The organism is Actinoplanes sp. GCM10030250, from assembly GCF_042666575.1.
Classification (GTDB): domain Bacteria; phylum Actinomycetota; class Actinomycetes; order Mycobacteriales; family Micromonosporaceae; genus Actinoplanes.
The window spans coordinates 496865-512509 of record NZ_JBHTDO010000002.1 but is presented as its reverse complement, the minus strand read 5'-3'; the positions used below and the strand labels follow the sequence as shown (position 1 = coordinate 512509).

The window sequence follows — 15645 nt, the reverse complement described above, 5'->3', positions numbered from 1 at the left end:
CGAATGATCTCGGTTCTCGTCGTCGACGATTCCGTGGTGGTCCGTCGGCTGATCGTCGACGCCCTCGGGGAGGCGCCGGGCATCCAGGTCGTCGGTACCGCCGCGAACGGTCTGCTCGCCCAAGCGAAGATCGATCAGCTCAAACCCGATGTGGTCACCATGGATATCGAGATGCCACAGATGGACGGCATCGAGGCGGTACGCGAGCTGCGCAAGCGGCACGCGGCCCTGCCAGTGATCATGTTCAGCACGCTCTCCGCGGCGGGTGCCACCGCCACCCTGGAGGCGCTGGCCGCGGGTGCCACGGACTACGTGACCAAGCCCAGCAACGTGGGCTCGGTGCAGCAGTCGATCGAGGCGGTGCGCGAACAGCTCGTACCGAGGATCCAGGCACTGGGCGGGCGGCGGCGCCCGCCGGCCCCGTCCGCACCCACCCGCCCGGCGCCACCTGCCGGCGTGCGGCCCGGCGCCGCACCGACGCGGCCCGGCGCCCCACCCTCGGCTCCCGGCCGTCCACCGGCGCCGGGTCCGTCTCCGGTACGCCCCGCCGCGCGTAAGGGGGGTGTGCAGGGCCGGATCGACATCCTCGCCATCGGGTCCTCCACCGGAGGGCCGGACGCGCTGACCAAGGTCCTGCTCGGGCTGCCGTCGGATCTGGCGGTCCCGATCGTGATCACGCAGCACATGCCGCCGGTCTTCACCAAGATGTTCGCCGAGCGGCTGGACCGCAGCACGCCGCTGCGGGTGGTCGAAGCCGGCGAGGGCATGGAGCTCATCGCCGGCACGGTCTACATCGCCCCGGGTGACCGCCATCTGGTCTTCCACCGGAGGGGAACGGCGACGCTGACCCAGCTCAGCAGCGCACCGCAGGAGAACTCGTGCCGACCCGCCGTGGACGTGATGTTCCGTTCGGTGGCGGCACTGTACGGCGGATCAGCCTTCGCGGCTGTTCTCACTGGAATGGGACAAGACGGACGGGGTGGTGCGAAGGTGCTACGAGACTCGGGCGCCGAGGTGCTGGCACAGGACGAGGCGAGTTCCGTGGTCTGGGGCATGCCCGGTGCCGTGGTCGCCGCGGGGCTCGCCGACGAGGTGCTCCCACTGGACCGCATCGCGGGAGCTCTGCTCAACCGCGTACGGGTGAACCGGTCGCCGGCGGTGGCCCGATGACCCTCTCTCAATCGGAGTTCACCTTCGTCTCCACCATGGTGCGCCGGGAGGCGTCCATCGTGCTGGCGCCGGGCAAGGAGTACCTGGTCGAGGCCCGGTTGATCCCGGTCGCCCGCGCGGTCGGGGCGGCCAACGTCAACGAGTTCATCACCGATCTGCAGAAGCGTCCCAACCCGCAGTTCCAGCGGAAGATCATCGACGCGCTGACCACCAACGAGACGTCCTGGTTCCGGGACCGCGAGCCGTTCACCGCGCTCACCGACGTGGTGCTGCCCGAGCTGATCAAGTCGCGGTCGGCCGTACGCAAGCTCCGGTTCTGGTCCGCGGCGAGCTCCAGCGGGCAGGAGGCGTACAGCCTGGCCATCACACTGCAGGAGACGCTTCCGGCCGGATGGTCGTACGAGATCGTCGGCACGGACATCTCCACGACGATGGTGGAACGTGCGCAGAAGGGTGAGTACAGCCAGGTCGAGGTCAACCGAGGCCTGCCCGCCACCCAGCTCGTGCAGTACTTCGAGCGCGCCGGCGCGCACTGGCGGGTCATCCCGGCGCTGCGCAAGAACGTGACGTTCAAGCACATGAGCCTGACCGCACCGTTCCCGCCGATGCAGCCGTTCGACGTCATCTTCCTGCGCAACGTGCTCATCTACTTCGACGTCGCCACCAAGCGTCAGGTGCTGCAGAACGCGGCCAAGATCCTGCGCCCGGACGGCTGGCTCTTCCTGGGTGCGGCCGAGACCACGATCGGGATCGACGACAACTACGAACGGGTCGCCGCCGGGCGCACCTCTGCCTACCGGACTCGTAATGCGGTGCCCGCCGGTGCCGCGAGAAGGGGATGACGCCGATGCGAGCCATGGTGATCGACGACTCGCGCGCGATGCGCATGATCCTCAAGCGCATCGTCACGAAGCTCAACTTCGAGGCGGTGGAGGCGGGGGACGGCAAGGAGGCGATGGATCTCCTCGCGGACATGACCGAGGTGCCCGAGCTGGCCCTCATCGACTGGAACATGCCGAACATGAACGGGCTCGAGTTCGTCACCAAGGTCCGGGCCGATCCGCGGCTGCGTGAGATGACGCTGGTCATGGTCACCACCGAGAGCGAACAGAACCAGATCGTCCGTGCGCTCGCCGCGGGCGCTCACGAATATGTGATCAAGCCCTTCACCGAAGGCGCCATGATCGAAAAGCTGGCCCTTCTGGGCCTCGTCCCGACCGGAGTGAACTCATGAGTGTCGAAGTCGAGGTCGACGAGAACGACCTCGCCGAGATGGTGGAACAGGTCTGGGAGGCATACCTGGACCCTGAGGGTGTCAACCCGCTGATCCCGACGTACGACGAGAACCAGCCGTCGGAGGTGCATTCCTCCGTCTCCATCACCGGGTCCTGGAACGGGCACATCGTTTACGCCTCCTCCCGTACCGCCGCCCAGCGAGCCGCGGCCGCCTTTTTGGCCATGGAGCTCGAGGAGGTGAGCGACGAGGACATCTCCGACACGCTCGGTGAGTTGGCCAACATCGTCGGCGGCAACGTCAAGGCGATGCTGCCGCCGGGGGCGCAACTGTCGCTCCCGCAGGTGGTACTCGTGCCGGAGTCCTCGGCGCGATTCCCGAACACCCAGCGGGTCACGGGTGTGTACGGGATGTGGGAAGGCGAACCGGTGTCGATTTCGATGTGGCAGAGCAGCAGCGACAACAAGGAGGAGGGTGCATGAAGATCCTCATCGCCGACGACAGCCGGGTGATGCGGCAGATCGTCGTCCGGACCCTGCGGCAGGCCGGGTTCGGTGACCACGAACTGGTGGAGGCCGCGGACGGCCAGGAGGCGCTCGACAAGGCCACCGGGGACAAGCCCGACCTGGTCATCTCGGACTGGAACATGCCCCATCTGACCGGCATCGAGGTGCTCCGTCAGCTGCGGGCGGCCGGCAACAACGTCAAGTTCGGTTTCGTCACCTCGGAGTGCACTCCGGAGATGAAAACAGCCGCCGAAGGCGCCGGCGCGGCGTTCTTCATCGTCAAACCCTTCACAGCTGAGCGATTCGATGAGGTTTTCGCTCCTATCTTGGGATGATTAGGACATGTCAGACGTCTCGGTTCTTCCCGGCTCACTAGCCGTACGAAACCTGTTCGAGGACCTACTCGGTCGTGAGGTGATCGTCAGCCCCGGCGACCCGATCGCCGCACCGGCGGTGCCGACCTCGACCGTTGCCATCTTCACCGACGCCGGCCAGAAGATCTACGCAGTCATGGGCATCGAGCTGAGCCTGGCGGCCAACGCCGGCGCCGCGCTCGGTCTCCTGCCGGCCGGCGCCGCCGAGGACAGCATCGACGAGAAGCAGCTCTTCCCGAACCTGGCGGAGAACGTCGGCGAACTGTGCAACATCTTCACCAGCCTGCTCAACAAGGAGGGTGCGCCGCACGTCAAGCTCTACCAGGTGATCTACCCGGGCACCGAGTTGCCCAACGACGCGCGTGCCGTCCTTCTCGCCCTCGGCCGGCGTCTCGACCTGATGGTCGAGGTCAGCCGATACGGGAAGGGCAAGCTCAGCCTGTCGCTCGCACCCTGACCCGAGGCGTAAGAAAATTGAAGAACTCCCGTTGCGGGCCCGCCGATCCGGCGGGCCCGCAAATTTGTGCCTAAGCAATCGGGGGGCCGGGCCGAAGCTTAGGTTGAGCTTGCTACGGGACAGGAGACGTCAATGACCTCGCCGATTTCCGGACCCACCGGTGGCGCTGAAGCCGCGAAAGCGCTGGCCGCAGCGAAATCCGCGGAAACCAAGAGCAAGTCGCTCGGCGACAAGGACACGTTCATGAAGCTCCTCGTCGCCCAGCTCAAGTATCAGGACCCCACCAAGCCGGCCGACTCGACGGCGTTCCTGGCGCAGACCGCCCAGTTCACGCAGGTCGAGAAGCTCGAAGACATGATTGCCATGTTGCAGTCGCAGCGCATGATCGGCGCCAGTTCGCTGGTCGGCAAGACGGTCACGTACATGGACGACACCGGTGCGATGCAGACCGGCGTGATCTCTGCGGCAAAGCTCAACGGAGACAGCGAACCGACGCTCAAGGTCGGGAACACGGATGTGCAGCTGTCCAAGGTCACCGAGATTCGGCAGACCGCCTGACCCATTGCCCATCCCCAGTCTCCTACGCTAAGGACGTCCTTACATGCTGCGTTCTCTCTACTCCGGCATCAGTGGCCTCAACGCACACCAGCGGATGATCGACGTCACGGGTAACAACATCGCGAACGTCAACACCACCGGTTACAAGTCGTCCCAGGTCCAGTTCAACGACACGCTGAGCCAGGTGATGGGCGCCGCGGGTTCCCCGCAGAACGGCCAGGGTGGCACCAACCCGGCGCAGGTCGGCCTCGGTGTGCGCGTCGCCGGAATCACGGCGAACTTCAGTCAGGGTTCGGCGCAGACCACCGGCAAGTCCGGGGACATGATGATCCAAGGCGACGGCTTCTTCATCACCCGTAGTGGCGGTGAGCAGCTCTATACGCGGGCAGGTTCGTTCTTCTTCGACGCGAACGGCACCCTGACCACCTCCACCGGTGAACCGGTGCAGGGCTGGACCGCGGAGGACGGCAAGGTCAACGCGGCGGCCAAGCCCGAGGACATCACGATGCCGCTCGGCAGCACCATTCCACCTGAGGCGACGACGAAGATCACGCTGAAGGGGAACATGACCAGTGACCCGATCGACGTGGCCTCGGATCCCGACAAGAAGTACGACAACGAGCTGACGATTCCGGTCAAGGTGTTCGACAAGCTCGGCGCTCCGAGCACCGAGATGGCCTGCTTCAGGCAGGTCGTTGATCCGGTGACCAAGCTTGTCACCGGTTATGAGGTCTTCATGCCCTACAACACGAAGGTCGACCCGCATGCCGGCAACCCGGGTACCCCGGCACTGCTGACCTTCAACACTGTGTCGGGCAAGCCTGACGACAAGGAACTCGCGATTGCCGCATACACGGATCCGGCCACCGGCGTAGAGCATGGGCCGTACACGATCGACGTCACGGACATCACGTGTTACGCCGGTCAGTCCGACGCCCGTGTGTTCGACACGGATGGCCAGACGGCAGGTGCGCTTACCTCACTCTCCTACACCGTCTCGGACACCGGGGAAATCATCGGTGTCTACAGCAACGGCTTGAAGCAGACGCTCGGCCAGGTCGCGATGGCCACCTTCAAGAACGTGAACGGTCTGGAGAAGGTCGGAAACTCGCAGTATCGGACCACGGTCAACTCCGGCTATGCCCAAGTCGGCCAGCCGGGCAGTGCCGGCATGGGTCAGGTCATCTCCGGCGCCCTGGAGATGTCGAACGTCGACCTGGCGCAGGAGTTCACCAACCTGGTCATCGCCCAGCGCGGCTTCCAGGCGAACTCTCGCATCATCACGACTTCCGACGAGATCCTCCAAGAGCTCGTCAGCATGAAGCGCTAGTAGCACCAATCTGCCGGCTGCGGCCGGGACGGGCATTCGTGCTCGTCCCGGCCGTTTCGCTCGTCCGGCGCAGGCGAACAGGTCGCACCCGAACGGCCACCACCTGGATCTCATCGGCAACCGAGGTTGGGCCGAAGTACTAGGTGAAGGGCCACGGAGGGCCTTCTACCAGCCAAGAGACGCACCAAGGACGGAAGTCGTGATTCTCGTAACCCGCATCAACGGTGCCGTGTTCGCACTGAACCCGGATCTCGTAGAGCGTGTCGACTGCACGCCCGACACGGTCGTCACCCTGGTGGACGGCACCAAATACATCATTTCTGAATCCGTGCCCGAATTCATCGACTCGGTGCGCCACTATCGCGCCTCGCTTATCGCCCAGGCGAGTCGCATGGAGCCCGATCCCGTGGCCCACTCTTCGCCCTCTTCCGATGACGACCTCGACGCCAAGGTGCTCCCGCTGCACCGGAAGGAACGCTGATGGACCTCGCAACCATTATCGGTGTAGTCGCCGGCCTGGCGGTTGTCTTCACCGTCCAGCTCGTGGAGGGCGGTTCGCCCACCTCCATCATGCTGTGGCCGTCGATGTTGCTGGTCTTCGGTGGTGGCTTCTGCGCCGCCATGGCGGGTGGCGTCATGAAGGACACCAAGGCCTTCGGAACGCAGCTCAAGAAGGGCTTCACCAACAAGGTCACCCCGGCGGCCGAGCTGCTCGACAGCGTCGTGAAGCTGGCTGAGCGCGCCCGCCGCGAGGGCCTGCTGGCTCTCGAGGACGCGGTCAAGACGGTCGAGCACCCGTTCCTCAAGCGGGGCCTGCAGCTGGCCATCGACGGCACCGACCCGGACGAGCTGCACGACATCCTGCACGCCGAGGTCGCCGCCAAGAAGAAGGCCGACAAGGCCGGCGTGAAGTTCTTCGAGTCCTGGGGTGGCTACGCCCCGACGATCGGCATCATCGGCACGGTCATGGGCCTGGTGCTCGTGATGGAGAACCTGGACAAGCCCGAGACGCTCGGCCACTCGATCGCCGCGGCCTTCTGCGCCACCCTCTGGGGCGTGCTCAGCGCCAACATGATCCTCCTGCCGATGGGTGCCCGCCTGGCCCGGCTGAGCGCCATCGAGGCCGAGGAGATGGAGCTGGTCATCGACGGTGTCCTGGCCATCCAGGCCGGCTCGAACCCGCGCCTGGTCGCACAGAAGCTCCGCAGCCTGCTTCCCCCGGACGAGATGAAGAAGGCCGAGATGTCAGCGTCCAACAAGAAGGCGGCCTGATCTAGATGAGCTCTGGCGGGGGCAAGCGTAAGCAGAAGCACGAGGAACACGAGGAACACGCCAACCACGAGCGCTGGCTCGTGTCGTACGCGGACATGATGACCCTGCTGTTCGTTCTGTTCGTGGTGCTCTTCTCGATGAGCGATGTCAACAACAAGAAGTTCGCCCAGCTGGCGGCCGGCCTCTCGGCCGGGTTCGGTGCACAGAGCGCGGCCTTCCAGGGGCAGTCCGCCCCGCTGGACGGTTCGGCCAACAACGCACAGGTGGTGCAGATCGACCCGGGCTCCAACCCCGGCGACGGCAGCTCCGGCACCGAGGGCCTGAACCAGAAGCAGAAGGAAGCGGTCGAGCGGGCCGTGGAGGCCGAGGACCGCAAGGAGGCTTCGGCCAACGCGGAGAAGGCGGCCAAGGAGGCCGAGGACCTGAAGGCCATCGAGCGGAAGATCGCCGACGCACTGGCGGCGCAGAAACTGCTCAGCAGCGCGAAGTTCACCATCGACCAGCGCGGCCTGGTGGTCACCATCGTCACCAACGAGGTGGTGTTCGCCGGCGACCGGGCGGACCTGCAGAAGGGCGGCGAGAAGATCCTGAACGCGATCGCGCCGACCCTGGCGAAGCTGCCCAACAACATCGAGGTCGACGGCCACACCAACCAGCTCAGGTCAAGGACCGCGTACTACCCGAGCGGCTGGGAGCTGTCAGCCGCGCGAGCCTCGACCACGGTCCGGTTCTTCACCGACCACAAGATCCCGAAGAAGCGGCTCAGCGCTGTCGGTTTCTCCGACACCAAGCCGCTGATCGACCCGAAGGACCCGCGATCGATCACCCAGAACCGCCGGGTGGACGTCGTCGTCCTGACCCAGCTATCGGCCGAGCAGGCGGCACTGCTGCCCTCCGCGGCCGGCACCGACGGCAAGCTGCACACCGGCCAGACCACGGCCGCGGCCCAGGCGGAAGCCAAGGCCGAGAGCACCACCGCTACCACCACCACATCCACGACCACTTCGCACGACTGAACTGAGGGGAGTTCCGATGGCGGACGAGAAGGACACGGCAGCTGAGGCGCCGAAGAAGTCGAAGAAGATGCTGATGATCATCGTTGCTCTCGCAGTCGTCCTGCTGGGCGGCGGTGGAGCGGGTGCGTTCTTCATGATGAGCGGTGACAAGGCGGAGGCCGTCGAGGAGCCGGTCAAGGGCGACGTGGTGGCGATCGAGAACACGCTGACGGTCAACCTGGCCGACGGGCACTACCTGAAGTTCGGTTTCGCGCTGCAGCTCACCGAGGCCGCCGGCCACGAGGGCGTCGACACCAGCCAGGCGCTCAACCTCGCGATCGAGAACTACACCGGCCGCAAGGTCGAGGAGCTCTCGACCGAGAAGGGCCGCGACGCCATCAAGGCGGAGCTGCTCGAGAAGATCGAGAAGGCGTACGAGGAGGAGGAGAAGCAGATGGTCATGGACATCTACTACACCTCCTTCGTCACCCAGTAAGGCACTGACACCGGGCGGGTCTCCTCAGGGAGACCCGCCTATCAGTGGATAAAAGAGATGAAAACGGCCCCGCGCCTCAGTGGCTTGATAACTGAGCCGATGAGGACGACGTGACCACCGCTTCGCGTTCCCCCGGCAGGATGTCACGTCGCGGCCAAGGCGCAGGCCCGGCGCCGTACGACTTCCGGCGCCCGATCAAGCTCTCCCGCGAGCATGTCCGGACTCTGCAGATCGCCTTCGAGACGTACGCGCGCAGCTGCGGCACCCTGCTGACCACCCGGCTCCGGGCGGTCAGCAACGTTTCGCTGATCTCCATCGAGCAGCTCAACTACGACGAGTACGTCGCCTCGCTGGCCAACCCCACGATCATCGGCGTGGTCGTCCTGGATCCGCTGCCCGGCACGGTGCTGATAGAGATAGCCCAGTCGGCGGTGATGACCGCGATCGACCACATGCTCGGCGGACCCGGCGGCCCTCAGCCGGAGCGGCCGCTGACCGAGGTGGAGATGCCGCTGCTGCGCGGCCTGATCGAGCGGATGCTCGGCGAGCTGCGCTACGGCTTCGAGACGCTCGTCGACATCTCCCCGGTGCTCAAGGAGATCGAGTACAACGCGCAGTTCCTGCGCGCGCACGCGCCCGGTGACGCCGTCGTGGTGGCCTCCCTGGAGACCAAGATCGGCGCCGAGGAGTGCATCGCCACCATCTGCCTGCCGTTCAACACGATCCTGCCGGTGCTCTCCAAGACCGAGACGATCGTGCTCAGCCAGGCCGAGCGGCAGGTGCGCGACCGGGCGCTGCGCAACCTCACCGCCGGACTTTCCGCGGCTCCGATCGACGTAGCAGTGCGATTCCAGCCCATTCGGATGCGTACCGATGACATCGTGGATCTACGTCCGGGTGACGTCGTGCCGCTGGGGCATCCGACCAGCCGGCCGCTCGAGGTGACCGTCAACGACATCGTCTTCGGCCATGCCGTTCCCGGTAACCAAGGCGCCCGCCTCGCCTGTCTCGTGGTGCCGTCGCCCCACGAGAACTCGTCCAAGGAGTCTGGCCGCTCATGACCGCCCCCACCATCACCGCGCCGCAGGTGGCGCTCGCCCGGAACGCCGCCGAAGCAGCGCTGGCCGTTCTGCCCACCAGCCGGGCACTGGTCGCCGCCGACCCGGTGGCACCCGATGCCGGGGTGGTGATCGAGGGACAAGCGGTCACCGCGCGGTTCACCGGCGCGGCCTCCGGCGAGGTCGTCGTGGTGGTCGGCCAGGACCTGGCGGACGCGCTGCGCGAGAGCCCGCTCGGTGAACTCGACCTGACGGCGGCGGTACGGCCGGCGCTCGAGGCGGCAGCACGGGTCTTCGGCCCGGTGGTGCTCGACCCGGGCCAGCTGATGGAGCCGGAGGTGGCCCTCAGCGCTCTGGCCACGAAGGACGGTGCGGTCGCCGTCCCGCTGCGTGACGACGAGGCGGTACGCGCGGTGGTCGCCATGGCGCTGAGCCAGTGGCCCGGTGACGGACCGGCCGCCGACCTGGCGCCGCAGATGGCCAGGGTGACCGGCGGCGGCGGTGCGCGAGGCGGCCTGGACATGCTGCACGACGTGGAGATGGAGGTCTCCGCCGAGCTGGGGCGGACCCGGATGAGCGTACGAGAGCTCCTCTCCCTGACCCCGGGCGCGATCGTCGAGCTGGACCGGGCCGCGGGCAGCCCCGCCGACCTGCTGGTCAACGGGCGGCTGATAGCTCGCGGTGAGGTCGTGGTGGTCGACGAGAACTTCGGCATCCGGATCACCGAGATCGTCTCGCCCGGCGCCGAGTAGGAGCACACTTTGATCGGGCTCGTCGTTCAGGTCGCCTTCTCGCTGCTGGTGGTCCTGTTCCTGATGTGGGGGCTGGCCCGGGTTCTGCGCCGGCCGCTCGGCGGGCGGGGTACCGGGCCGCTGGCGATACTGAACCGGCAGCAGCTGACCCGGGGCTCGTCGGTGGCCGTGATCCGGGTGGCCGACCGGGCGCTCGTGGTCGGTATCACCGACCAGACCGTCAGCCTGCTGGGCGAGGCCGAACTCGACGCGTTCGAGGAGGAGCCGGTCGAGCACCGCGATCATCTCCAGGTCGACGCGGTGACCCTGCCGGACTGGCATCCGGTGGGTGTCGGTGGCCGGGTCGACAGCTCGCTGTTCTCACCGCGGAACTGGACCTCGGCGCTGGACCTGCTGCGAGACCGGACGACGAGGCGATGATGCGACCCGCGATCCTGCTGCTGATGGCGGCTTCCGGAATGGCCATGGCGGTACTTCCGGCCGCTGCCGCCGCGATGCCGGCGCCACAGACCGTTGCTGTCCGGCAGGATCTCGCGCGGGTACCCGTACCCCAGGAAATGCCCGCACCGATGGCGCGGGCCCCCCTGGCTCAGGTGCCGCAAGCCCCGATGCTGGTGCCGCAGGCACCGGCGACGCCTTCGCCGCCGAGCATCAACCTCAACATCAACGGTACGAACCCCGACGGCAGCCGCCCGGCCTCTTCCCTGGTGATCGTGCTGGGTCTGACGCTGCTCTCGGTGGCGCCGGCGTTGCTGCTGCTCTGCACGTGTTTCACCAAGGTCTTCATGGTGCTGGGCATCACCCGCAACGCGCTCGGGCTGACCAGCATGCCGCCCAACCAGGTGCTCGCCGGGCTCGCGCTGTTCCTCAGCCTGTTCATCATGGGCCCGACCGTCTCGGCCATCAACGACCAGGGCGTGCAGCCCTACCTGGCCGGCGACAAGACGCAGTCGCAGGCGTTCAATGACGGCATCGAGCCGCTGCGCGATTTCATGGCCGGCGCGACCCGTCAGGACGAGCTCGCTCTGATGATCAAAGTGGCCGGTGACGAGCGGCCGGCGAACATCGAGGCCGTCCCGCTCACCACGCTGGTCCCGGCGTTCATCCTCTCCGAGCTGCGGGCCGCGTTCATCATCGGCTTCGTCATCTTCATCCCGTTCCTCATCATCGACCTCGTGGTGTCCGCGTCGCTGATGTCGCTCGGCATGATGATGTTGCCACCGGTGACAGTGGCGCTGCCGTTCAAGCTGTTGCTGTTCGTGCTGGTCAACGGATGGGCATTGATCATCACGGCGCTGGTGGGCTCGTACTAGATCATGAATTTCGACGTACCCACCGCGGAGTTCCTGGCGATCATGCTGGGTGCGGTGCGGACGGGCGCGTGGATGATGATCTGTCCGCCCTTCAGTTCCCGGCTCATCCCGGGAACCGTGAAGGCGCTGCTCTCCGTGGGCCTCACCCTGCCGATGGCGCCCTACCTGCGCGATACCGTGCCGTCGCTGGAGACCGGTGACCTGATCGCCAGCGCGGCACTGCAGGTCTTCATCGGCGCCTCGCTCGGCTTTCTCACCGCGATCCTCTTCGCCGCGCTCCAGGCGGCCGGTGACCTGCTCGACCTCTTCGGCGGCTTCACGCTGGCGTCGGCCTACGACCCGATGTCGGCGAGCACGAGCTCGATCTTCGGCCGGTTCTACAACCTGCTCGCGGTCACCCTGCTCTTCGCCAGCAACGGGCACCAGATGATCCTCCGCGGTTTCCTGCAGAGCTTCCGTACGCTGCCGCTGGACGCCACCTTCTCGATGGAGGTCTTCAGCCGGCTGCTGGTCCGCGGTATCGGTGAGATGTTCCTGGCCGCCGTGCAGATCGCCGGCCCGCTGATCGCCGTGCTCTTCCTCGCTGACGTCGCGCTCGGCCTGCTGAACCGGGTGGCTCCCGCGCTCAACGCGTTCCAGCTCGGCTTCCCGGTCAAGATCTTCCTGGTCGTCATGCTCTCCGGCATCGCCATCGCGGCGCTACCGGGGGTGCTGGACACGCTGGTGGACAAGGCGGTCACCGCGGTGGTTCGGCTCAGCGGCGGATGACCGGCGCCCGGCGGCCCCCGGGCCACGGGCCTGAGTTGAGGTGGTGACATGTCCGGCGAGAAGACCGAGGAACCGACCCAACAGAAACTCAAGAAGGCCAAGCAAGAGGGCCAGATCGGGCGCAGTCAGGACCTCGGCGCCTGGTTCGGCATGCTGGCCGCCAGCATCATGCTTCCCCGCACGCTGACCAACGCCATGGACCACGCCCGCGAGCTGATGGCGAAGGTGCCGGAGACCATCCTCGAACCGGATCCGAACAGGACCATCGCCCTGCTCAAGGAGGGGCTGATGAGCGCCGCCTGGGCGGTGCTGCCGCTGGCGCTCACGATGATGGCGGTCGGCATCGTCGCCGCCGGGGCGCAGGGCGGCATCCGGGTGGCGACCAAGCTGTTCATCCCCAAGTTCAACCGGCTGAACCCGTTCTCCGGCATCAAGCGGATGTTCGGCGGGCAGGCGCTGTGGGAGGGCGTCAAGGCCCTGGTGAAGACGGTCGTGCTGGGTGCCGTGCTCTACGCCACGATGAAGGACATCGTGCCGGTGCTGATGACGGCCGGCCAGCTTCCCATCGCCGCGCTGCTCGGCACGGTCAAGGACGCCGCGATTCAGCTGATCCGCGCGGCCGCCGCGGCGGGCATCGTGATGGCCGCCGCCGACTACTTCGTGGTCCGCCGCCGCACCAAGAAGCAGCTGCGGATGTCGAAGGAAGAGGTCAAGCAGGAGAACAAGAACACCGAGGGCGACCCGCTGATCAAGGCCCAGATCCGGGCCAAGCAGATGGCGATGTCCCGCAGCCGGCAGATGGCGGACGTGCCGACCGCGGACGTGGTGGTCGTCAACCCGGTGCACGTCGCGGTCGCCCTGCGGTACGAACCCGAGAAGGGCGCGCCGCGCGTGGTGGCCATGGGCAAGGGCCCGCTGGCTGCCAAGATCCGCGAGCTGGCCACCGAGAACCGGATTCCGATGGTGCAGGACGTGCCGCTGGCCCGGGCGCTCAACGCGAGCTGCGAGGTGGGTCAGGAGATCCCGGCCGAGTTCTTCGGCGCGGTGGCGAAGGTGCTGGCGTTCGTGATGAGCCTGAAGGCACGTGGTGCGGCGGCAGGTCTGCACCGCAACCCGAACCAGGAACCAGCGATGGCATAACCGAAAATTCGGGAGATTTCCTCACATCGGGGTGCAAGAGAAGGGAAGATCGGTGCGTGGCGGTGCCACAGCGGCCTCAGTGGCGGCCCGGTTGGCCGCCGAACCGCCCCATGCTCGGAAGGTGCCGTGAAGAAGCAGAATCTCAGCAAGTTCGCCGTACCCGTCGGGGTCATCGGCATCATCATCATGATGGTCGTCCCCCTGCCGACCTTCCTGCTGGACCTGCTGATCGCCGTGAACATCACGGTGGCCCTCCTCGTTCTGCTCGTCAGCATGTTCGTCCAGAAGCCACTGGACTTCGCGGTCTTCCCCGCACTGCTGCTGGTGCTCACGCTCTTCCGGCTGGCGCTCAACATCAGCGCGACCCGCCTGGTGCTCCGCGACGGTGACGCCGGCAAGGTGATCCACGCGTTCGGCAGCTTCGTCGTCGGTGGCAGCCTGGTCATCGGTCTGGTCATCTTCTCGATCCTGGTGATCGTCCAGATGATCGTGGTCACCAAGGGTGCGGAGCGGGTCGCCGAGGTCGGTGCCCGGTTCACCCTGGACGCCATGCCCGGTAAGCAGATGGCGATCGACGCCGACCTCAACGCGGGCCTGATCGACGACTCCGAGGCCAGGACACGCCGGGCCGAGGTAGCCGCCGAGGCCGACTTCTACGGCGCCATGGACGGTGGGTCCAAATTCGTCAAGGGCGACGCCATCGCCGCCATCATCATCACGCTGATCAACCTGATCGGCGGGTTCGCGGTCGGCATCCTCCAGCACGGTATGGCGCCGACCGAGGCGATGAACCTGTACAGCCTGCTGAGCATCGGCGACGGTCTGGTCTCGCAGGTGCCGGCCCTGCTCCTCTCGGTGGCCACCGGTCTGATCGTGACCCGCTCCGCCACCTCCGGCGACATGGGTACGAGCGTCACCACCCAGCTCAGCCAGAACAAGCTCGCCCTGCGGATCGGCGGCGCCGCGGCCCTGGCCCTCTGCGTCATCCCGGGCCTGCCCAAGCTGCCCTTCCTGATCGTCGGCGTGGCCGTCCTGCTGATCGCCCAGCGGGTCAAGGAGCCGGTGCCGGAGGCGGTCGCGGACGCCGCGGCGGCCGCGGAAGCCGTCGACATGCCGTCGCCCGACTCGCCGGAGTCGCTGCTCGGCGAGATGCGGATCGACCCGCTCGAACTGGCACTGGCGCCGGACCTGGTCGACCTGGTCGACGCCAGCAGCGGTGACCTGCTCGACCGGGTACGCGCCCTGCGCCGCAAGATGGCCATGGAACTCGGCGTGATCATGCCGCCGGTGCGCACCCGTGACGACCTCGATCTGCCGCTCTCCTCGTACGCGATCCGGATCTCCGGTGTGGACGCCGGCACCGGACAAGCGCCGCCGGGCACGGTCCTGGCGATCGGTGAGGGGCTACAGGCGCTGCCCGGCCGGTCCGGAGTGGAACCGGTGTTCGGCCTGGCGGGCAAGTGGGTCCCGGCCGAGCTGCACTATCAGGCCGAGCTCTCCGGCGCGACGGTGGTGGACCGCGCGTCGGTGATCATCACGCATCTGGCCGAGATCGTCCGGACCAACGCGAGCCGTCTGCTCGGCCGCGAGGACGTCCGGGCGCTGGCCGAGATGGTCAAGCGCACCCACCCGGTCGTGGTCGAGGAACTCACCCCGGCCCTGCTCAGCCTCGGCCAGGTGCAGAAGGTGCTGCAGGCCCTGCTGGACGAGGGCGTACCGGTCCGCGACCTGGTCCGGATCTTCGAGGCGCTCTCGCTCCGTGCGAAGCTCTCGATGGACCACGACAGCCTCGTCGAGGCGGCACGCGCCGCGCTCGGCCCGGCCATCGCCGCCCAGTACGCGAACGGCGGCCGGCTCACCGTGATCACGCTCGACCCGATGCTCGAGCAGGGGCTGCTCGAATCGCTGCGGCCCAGTGAGACCGGCGCCTTCATGGCGATCGACGGCATGCGTGCCGAGGCGATCGTCAGCGAGGCCAGCCGGCTCGCCGAGGCCGCCGAGCAGCAGGGACTCAACCCGGTCCTGGCGTGCTCCCCACAACTGCGGCTGCCGCTGATGCGACTGCTGCGAGCCGGCTCCCGCCGGGTGCAGGTGCTGTCGTACAGCGAAATCTCTGGTTCCACCGCACAGATCGAGACGATAGGGGTGGTGAACGGTGCCTACGCGGGTGCTGCTTGAGGGACCGGCCATCGAGCCGCTTCTGGCTCAGGTACGTGACGAAT

The 15645-nt window shown here is 66.9% G+C and carries 19 protein-coding genes; all 19 read left to right on the top strand.

Going from position 1 to position 15645, the window contains the following annotated elements:
• The first annotated feature begins 3 nt into the window (after positions 1-3).
• The 19 genes from ACFQV6_RS05615 (at position 4) to flhA (ending at position 15601) form a co-directional block, all read left to right on the top strand.
• Positions 4-1170, top strand: coding sequence for a chemotaxis response regulator protein-glutamate methylesterase (locus ACFQV6_RS05615; protein WP_378026220.1), 1167 nt, complete (start codon positions 4-6; stop codon positions 1168-1170).
• A complete protein-coding gene (locus ACFQV6_RS05610) occupies positions 1167-2012 on the top strand; it encodes a CheR family methyltransferase (RefSeq protein ID WP_378026219.1) in 846 nt (281 codons plus the stop codon). Before ACFQV6_RS05615 ends, ACFQV6_RS05610 begins: the two co-directional genes overlap by 4 nt.
• Before the next feature lie 14 nt (positions 2013-2026).
• Complete coding sequence (locus tag ACFQV6_RS05605) at positions 2027-2404, top strand: response regulator (protein ID WP_378026218.1); 378 nt, start codon at positions 2027-2029, stop codon at positions 2402-2404.
• Positions 2401-2886 (top strand): chemotaxis protein CheX, encoded by a 486-nt coding sequence (locus ACFQV6_RS05600; RefSeq protein ID WP_378026217.1) that lies wholly within the window; start codon positions 2401-2403, stop codon positions 2884-2886. The genes ACFQV6_RS05605 and ACFQV6_RS05600 overlap by 4 nt, the downstream gene beginning before the upstream one ends.
• Positions 2883-3245, top strand: coding sequence for a response regulator (locus tag ACFQV6_RS05595; protein ID WP_378026216.1), 363 nt, complete (start codon positions 2883-2885; stop codon positions 3243-3245). The genes ACFQV6_RS05600 and ACFQV6_RS05595 overlap by 4 nt, the downstream gene beginning before the upstream one ends.
• Before the next feature lie 7 nt (positions 3246-3252).
• Positions 3253-3741 carry a hypothetical protein gene (locus ACFQV6_RS05590; RefSeq protein ID WP_378026215.1) on the top strand — a complete coding sequence of 163 codons (489 nt, stop codon included), beginning with the start codon at positions 3253-3255 and terminating at the stop codon, positions 3739-3741.
• A 132-nt stretch (positions 3742-3873) separates the two neighbouring features.
• Entirely contained in the window at positions 3874-4299 is a 426-nt protein-coding gene (locus ACFQV6_RS05585; protein ID WP_378026214.1) for a flagellar hook assembly protein FlgD, read from the top strand.
• 43 nt (positions 4300-4342) lie between these two features.
• On the top strand, positions 4343-5629 hold the full coding sequence (locus tag ACFQV6_RS05580; RefSeq protein WP_378026213.1) for a flagellar hook protein FlgE: 1287 nt from the start codon (positions 4343-4345) through the stop codon (positions 5627-5629).
• Between the two features lie 199 nt (positions 5630-5828).
• Positions 5829-6110: a flagellar FlbD family protein gene (locus tag ACFQV6_RS05575; RefSeq protein WP_378026212.1), complete on the top strand. Its 282-nt coding sequence runs from the start codon at positions 5829-5831 to the stop codon at positions 6108-6110.
• Entirely contained in the window at positions 6110-6901 is a 792-nt protein-coding gene (locus ACFQV6_RS05570; RefSeq protein ID WP_378026211.1) for a motility protein A, read from the top strand. The genes ACFQV6_RS05575 and ACFQV6_RS05570 overlap by 1 nt, the downstream gene beginning before the upstream one ends.
• Before the next feature lie 5 nt (positions 6902-6906).
• A complete protein-coding gene (locus ACFQV6_RS05565) occupies positions 6907-7917 on the top strand; it encodes a flagellar motor protein MotB (protein ID WP_378026210.1) in 1011 nt (336 codons plus the stop codon).
• A gap of 16 nt (positions 7918-7933) precedes the next feature.
• On the top strand, positions 7934-8392 hold the full coding sequence (gene fliL, locus ACFQV6_RS05560; protein WP_378026209.1) for a flagellar basal body-associated protein FliL: 459 nt from the start codon (positions 7934-7936) through the stop codon (positions 8390-8392).
• 110 nt (positions 8393-8502) lie between these two features.
• On the top strand, positions 8503-9453 hold the full coding sequence (locus tag ACFQV6_RS05555; RefSeq protein WP_378026208.1) for a flagellar motor switch protein FliM: 951 nt from the start codon (positions 8503-8505) through the stop codon (positions 9451-9453).
• The gene (gene fliN, locus ACFQV6_RS05550) at positions 9450-10202 is read left to right on the top strand and encodes a flagellar motor switch protein FliN (protein WP_378026207.1); all 753 of its coding nucleotides are present in this window, start codon (positions 9450-9452) and stop codon (positions 10200-10202) included. Before ACFQV6_RS05555 ends, fliN begins: the two co-directional genes overlap by 4 nt.
• A gap of 9 nt (positions 10203-10211) precedes the next feature.
• Positions 10212-10622, top strand: a complete 411-nt coding sequence (locus tag ACFQV6_RS05545; protein ID WP_378026206.1) for a FliO/MopB family protein — start codon at positions 10212-10214, stop codon at positions 10620-10622.
• Positions 10622-11515 (top strand): flagellar type III secretion system pore protein FliP, encoded by an 894-nt coding sequence (gene fliP, locus ACFQV6_RS05540; protein ID WP_378026205.1) that lies wholly within the window; start codon positions 10622-10624, stop codon positions 11513-11515. The genes ACFQV6_RS05545 and fliP overlap by 1 nt, the downstream gene beginning before the upstream one ends.
• A 3-nt stretch (positions 11516-11518) precedes the next feature.
• The gene (locus ACFQV6_RS05535) at positions 11519-12283 is read left to right on the top strand and encodes a flagellar biosynthetic protein FliR (RefSeq protein ID WP_378026204.1); all 765 of its coding nucleotides are present in this window, start codon (positions 11519-11521) and stop codon (positions 12281-12283) included.
• A gap of 48 nt (positions 12284-12331) precedes the next feature.
• Positions 12332-13423 carry a flagellar biosynthesis protein FlhB gene (locus tag ACFQV6_RS05530; RefSeq protein WP_378026203.1) on the top strand — a complete coding sequence of 364 codons (1092 nt, stop codon included), beginning with the start codon at positions 12332-12334 and terminating at the stop codon, positions 13421-13423.
• Between the two features lie 126 nt (positions 13424-13549).
• Positions 13550-15601, top strand: a complete 2052-nt coding sequence (gene flhA / locus ACFQV6_RS05525) for a flagellar biosynthesis protein FlhA (RefSeq protein ID WP_378026202.1) — start codon at positions 13550-13552, stop codon at positions 15599-15601.
• The last annotated feature ends 44 nt before the right edge of the window (positions 15602-15645 follow it).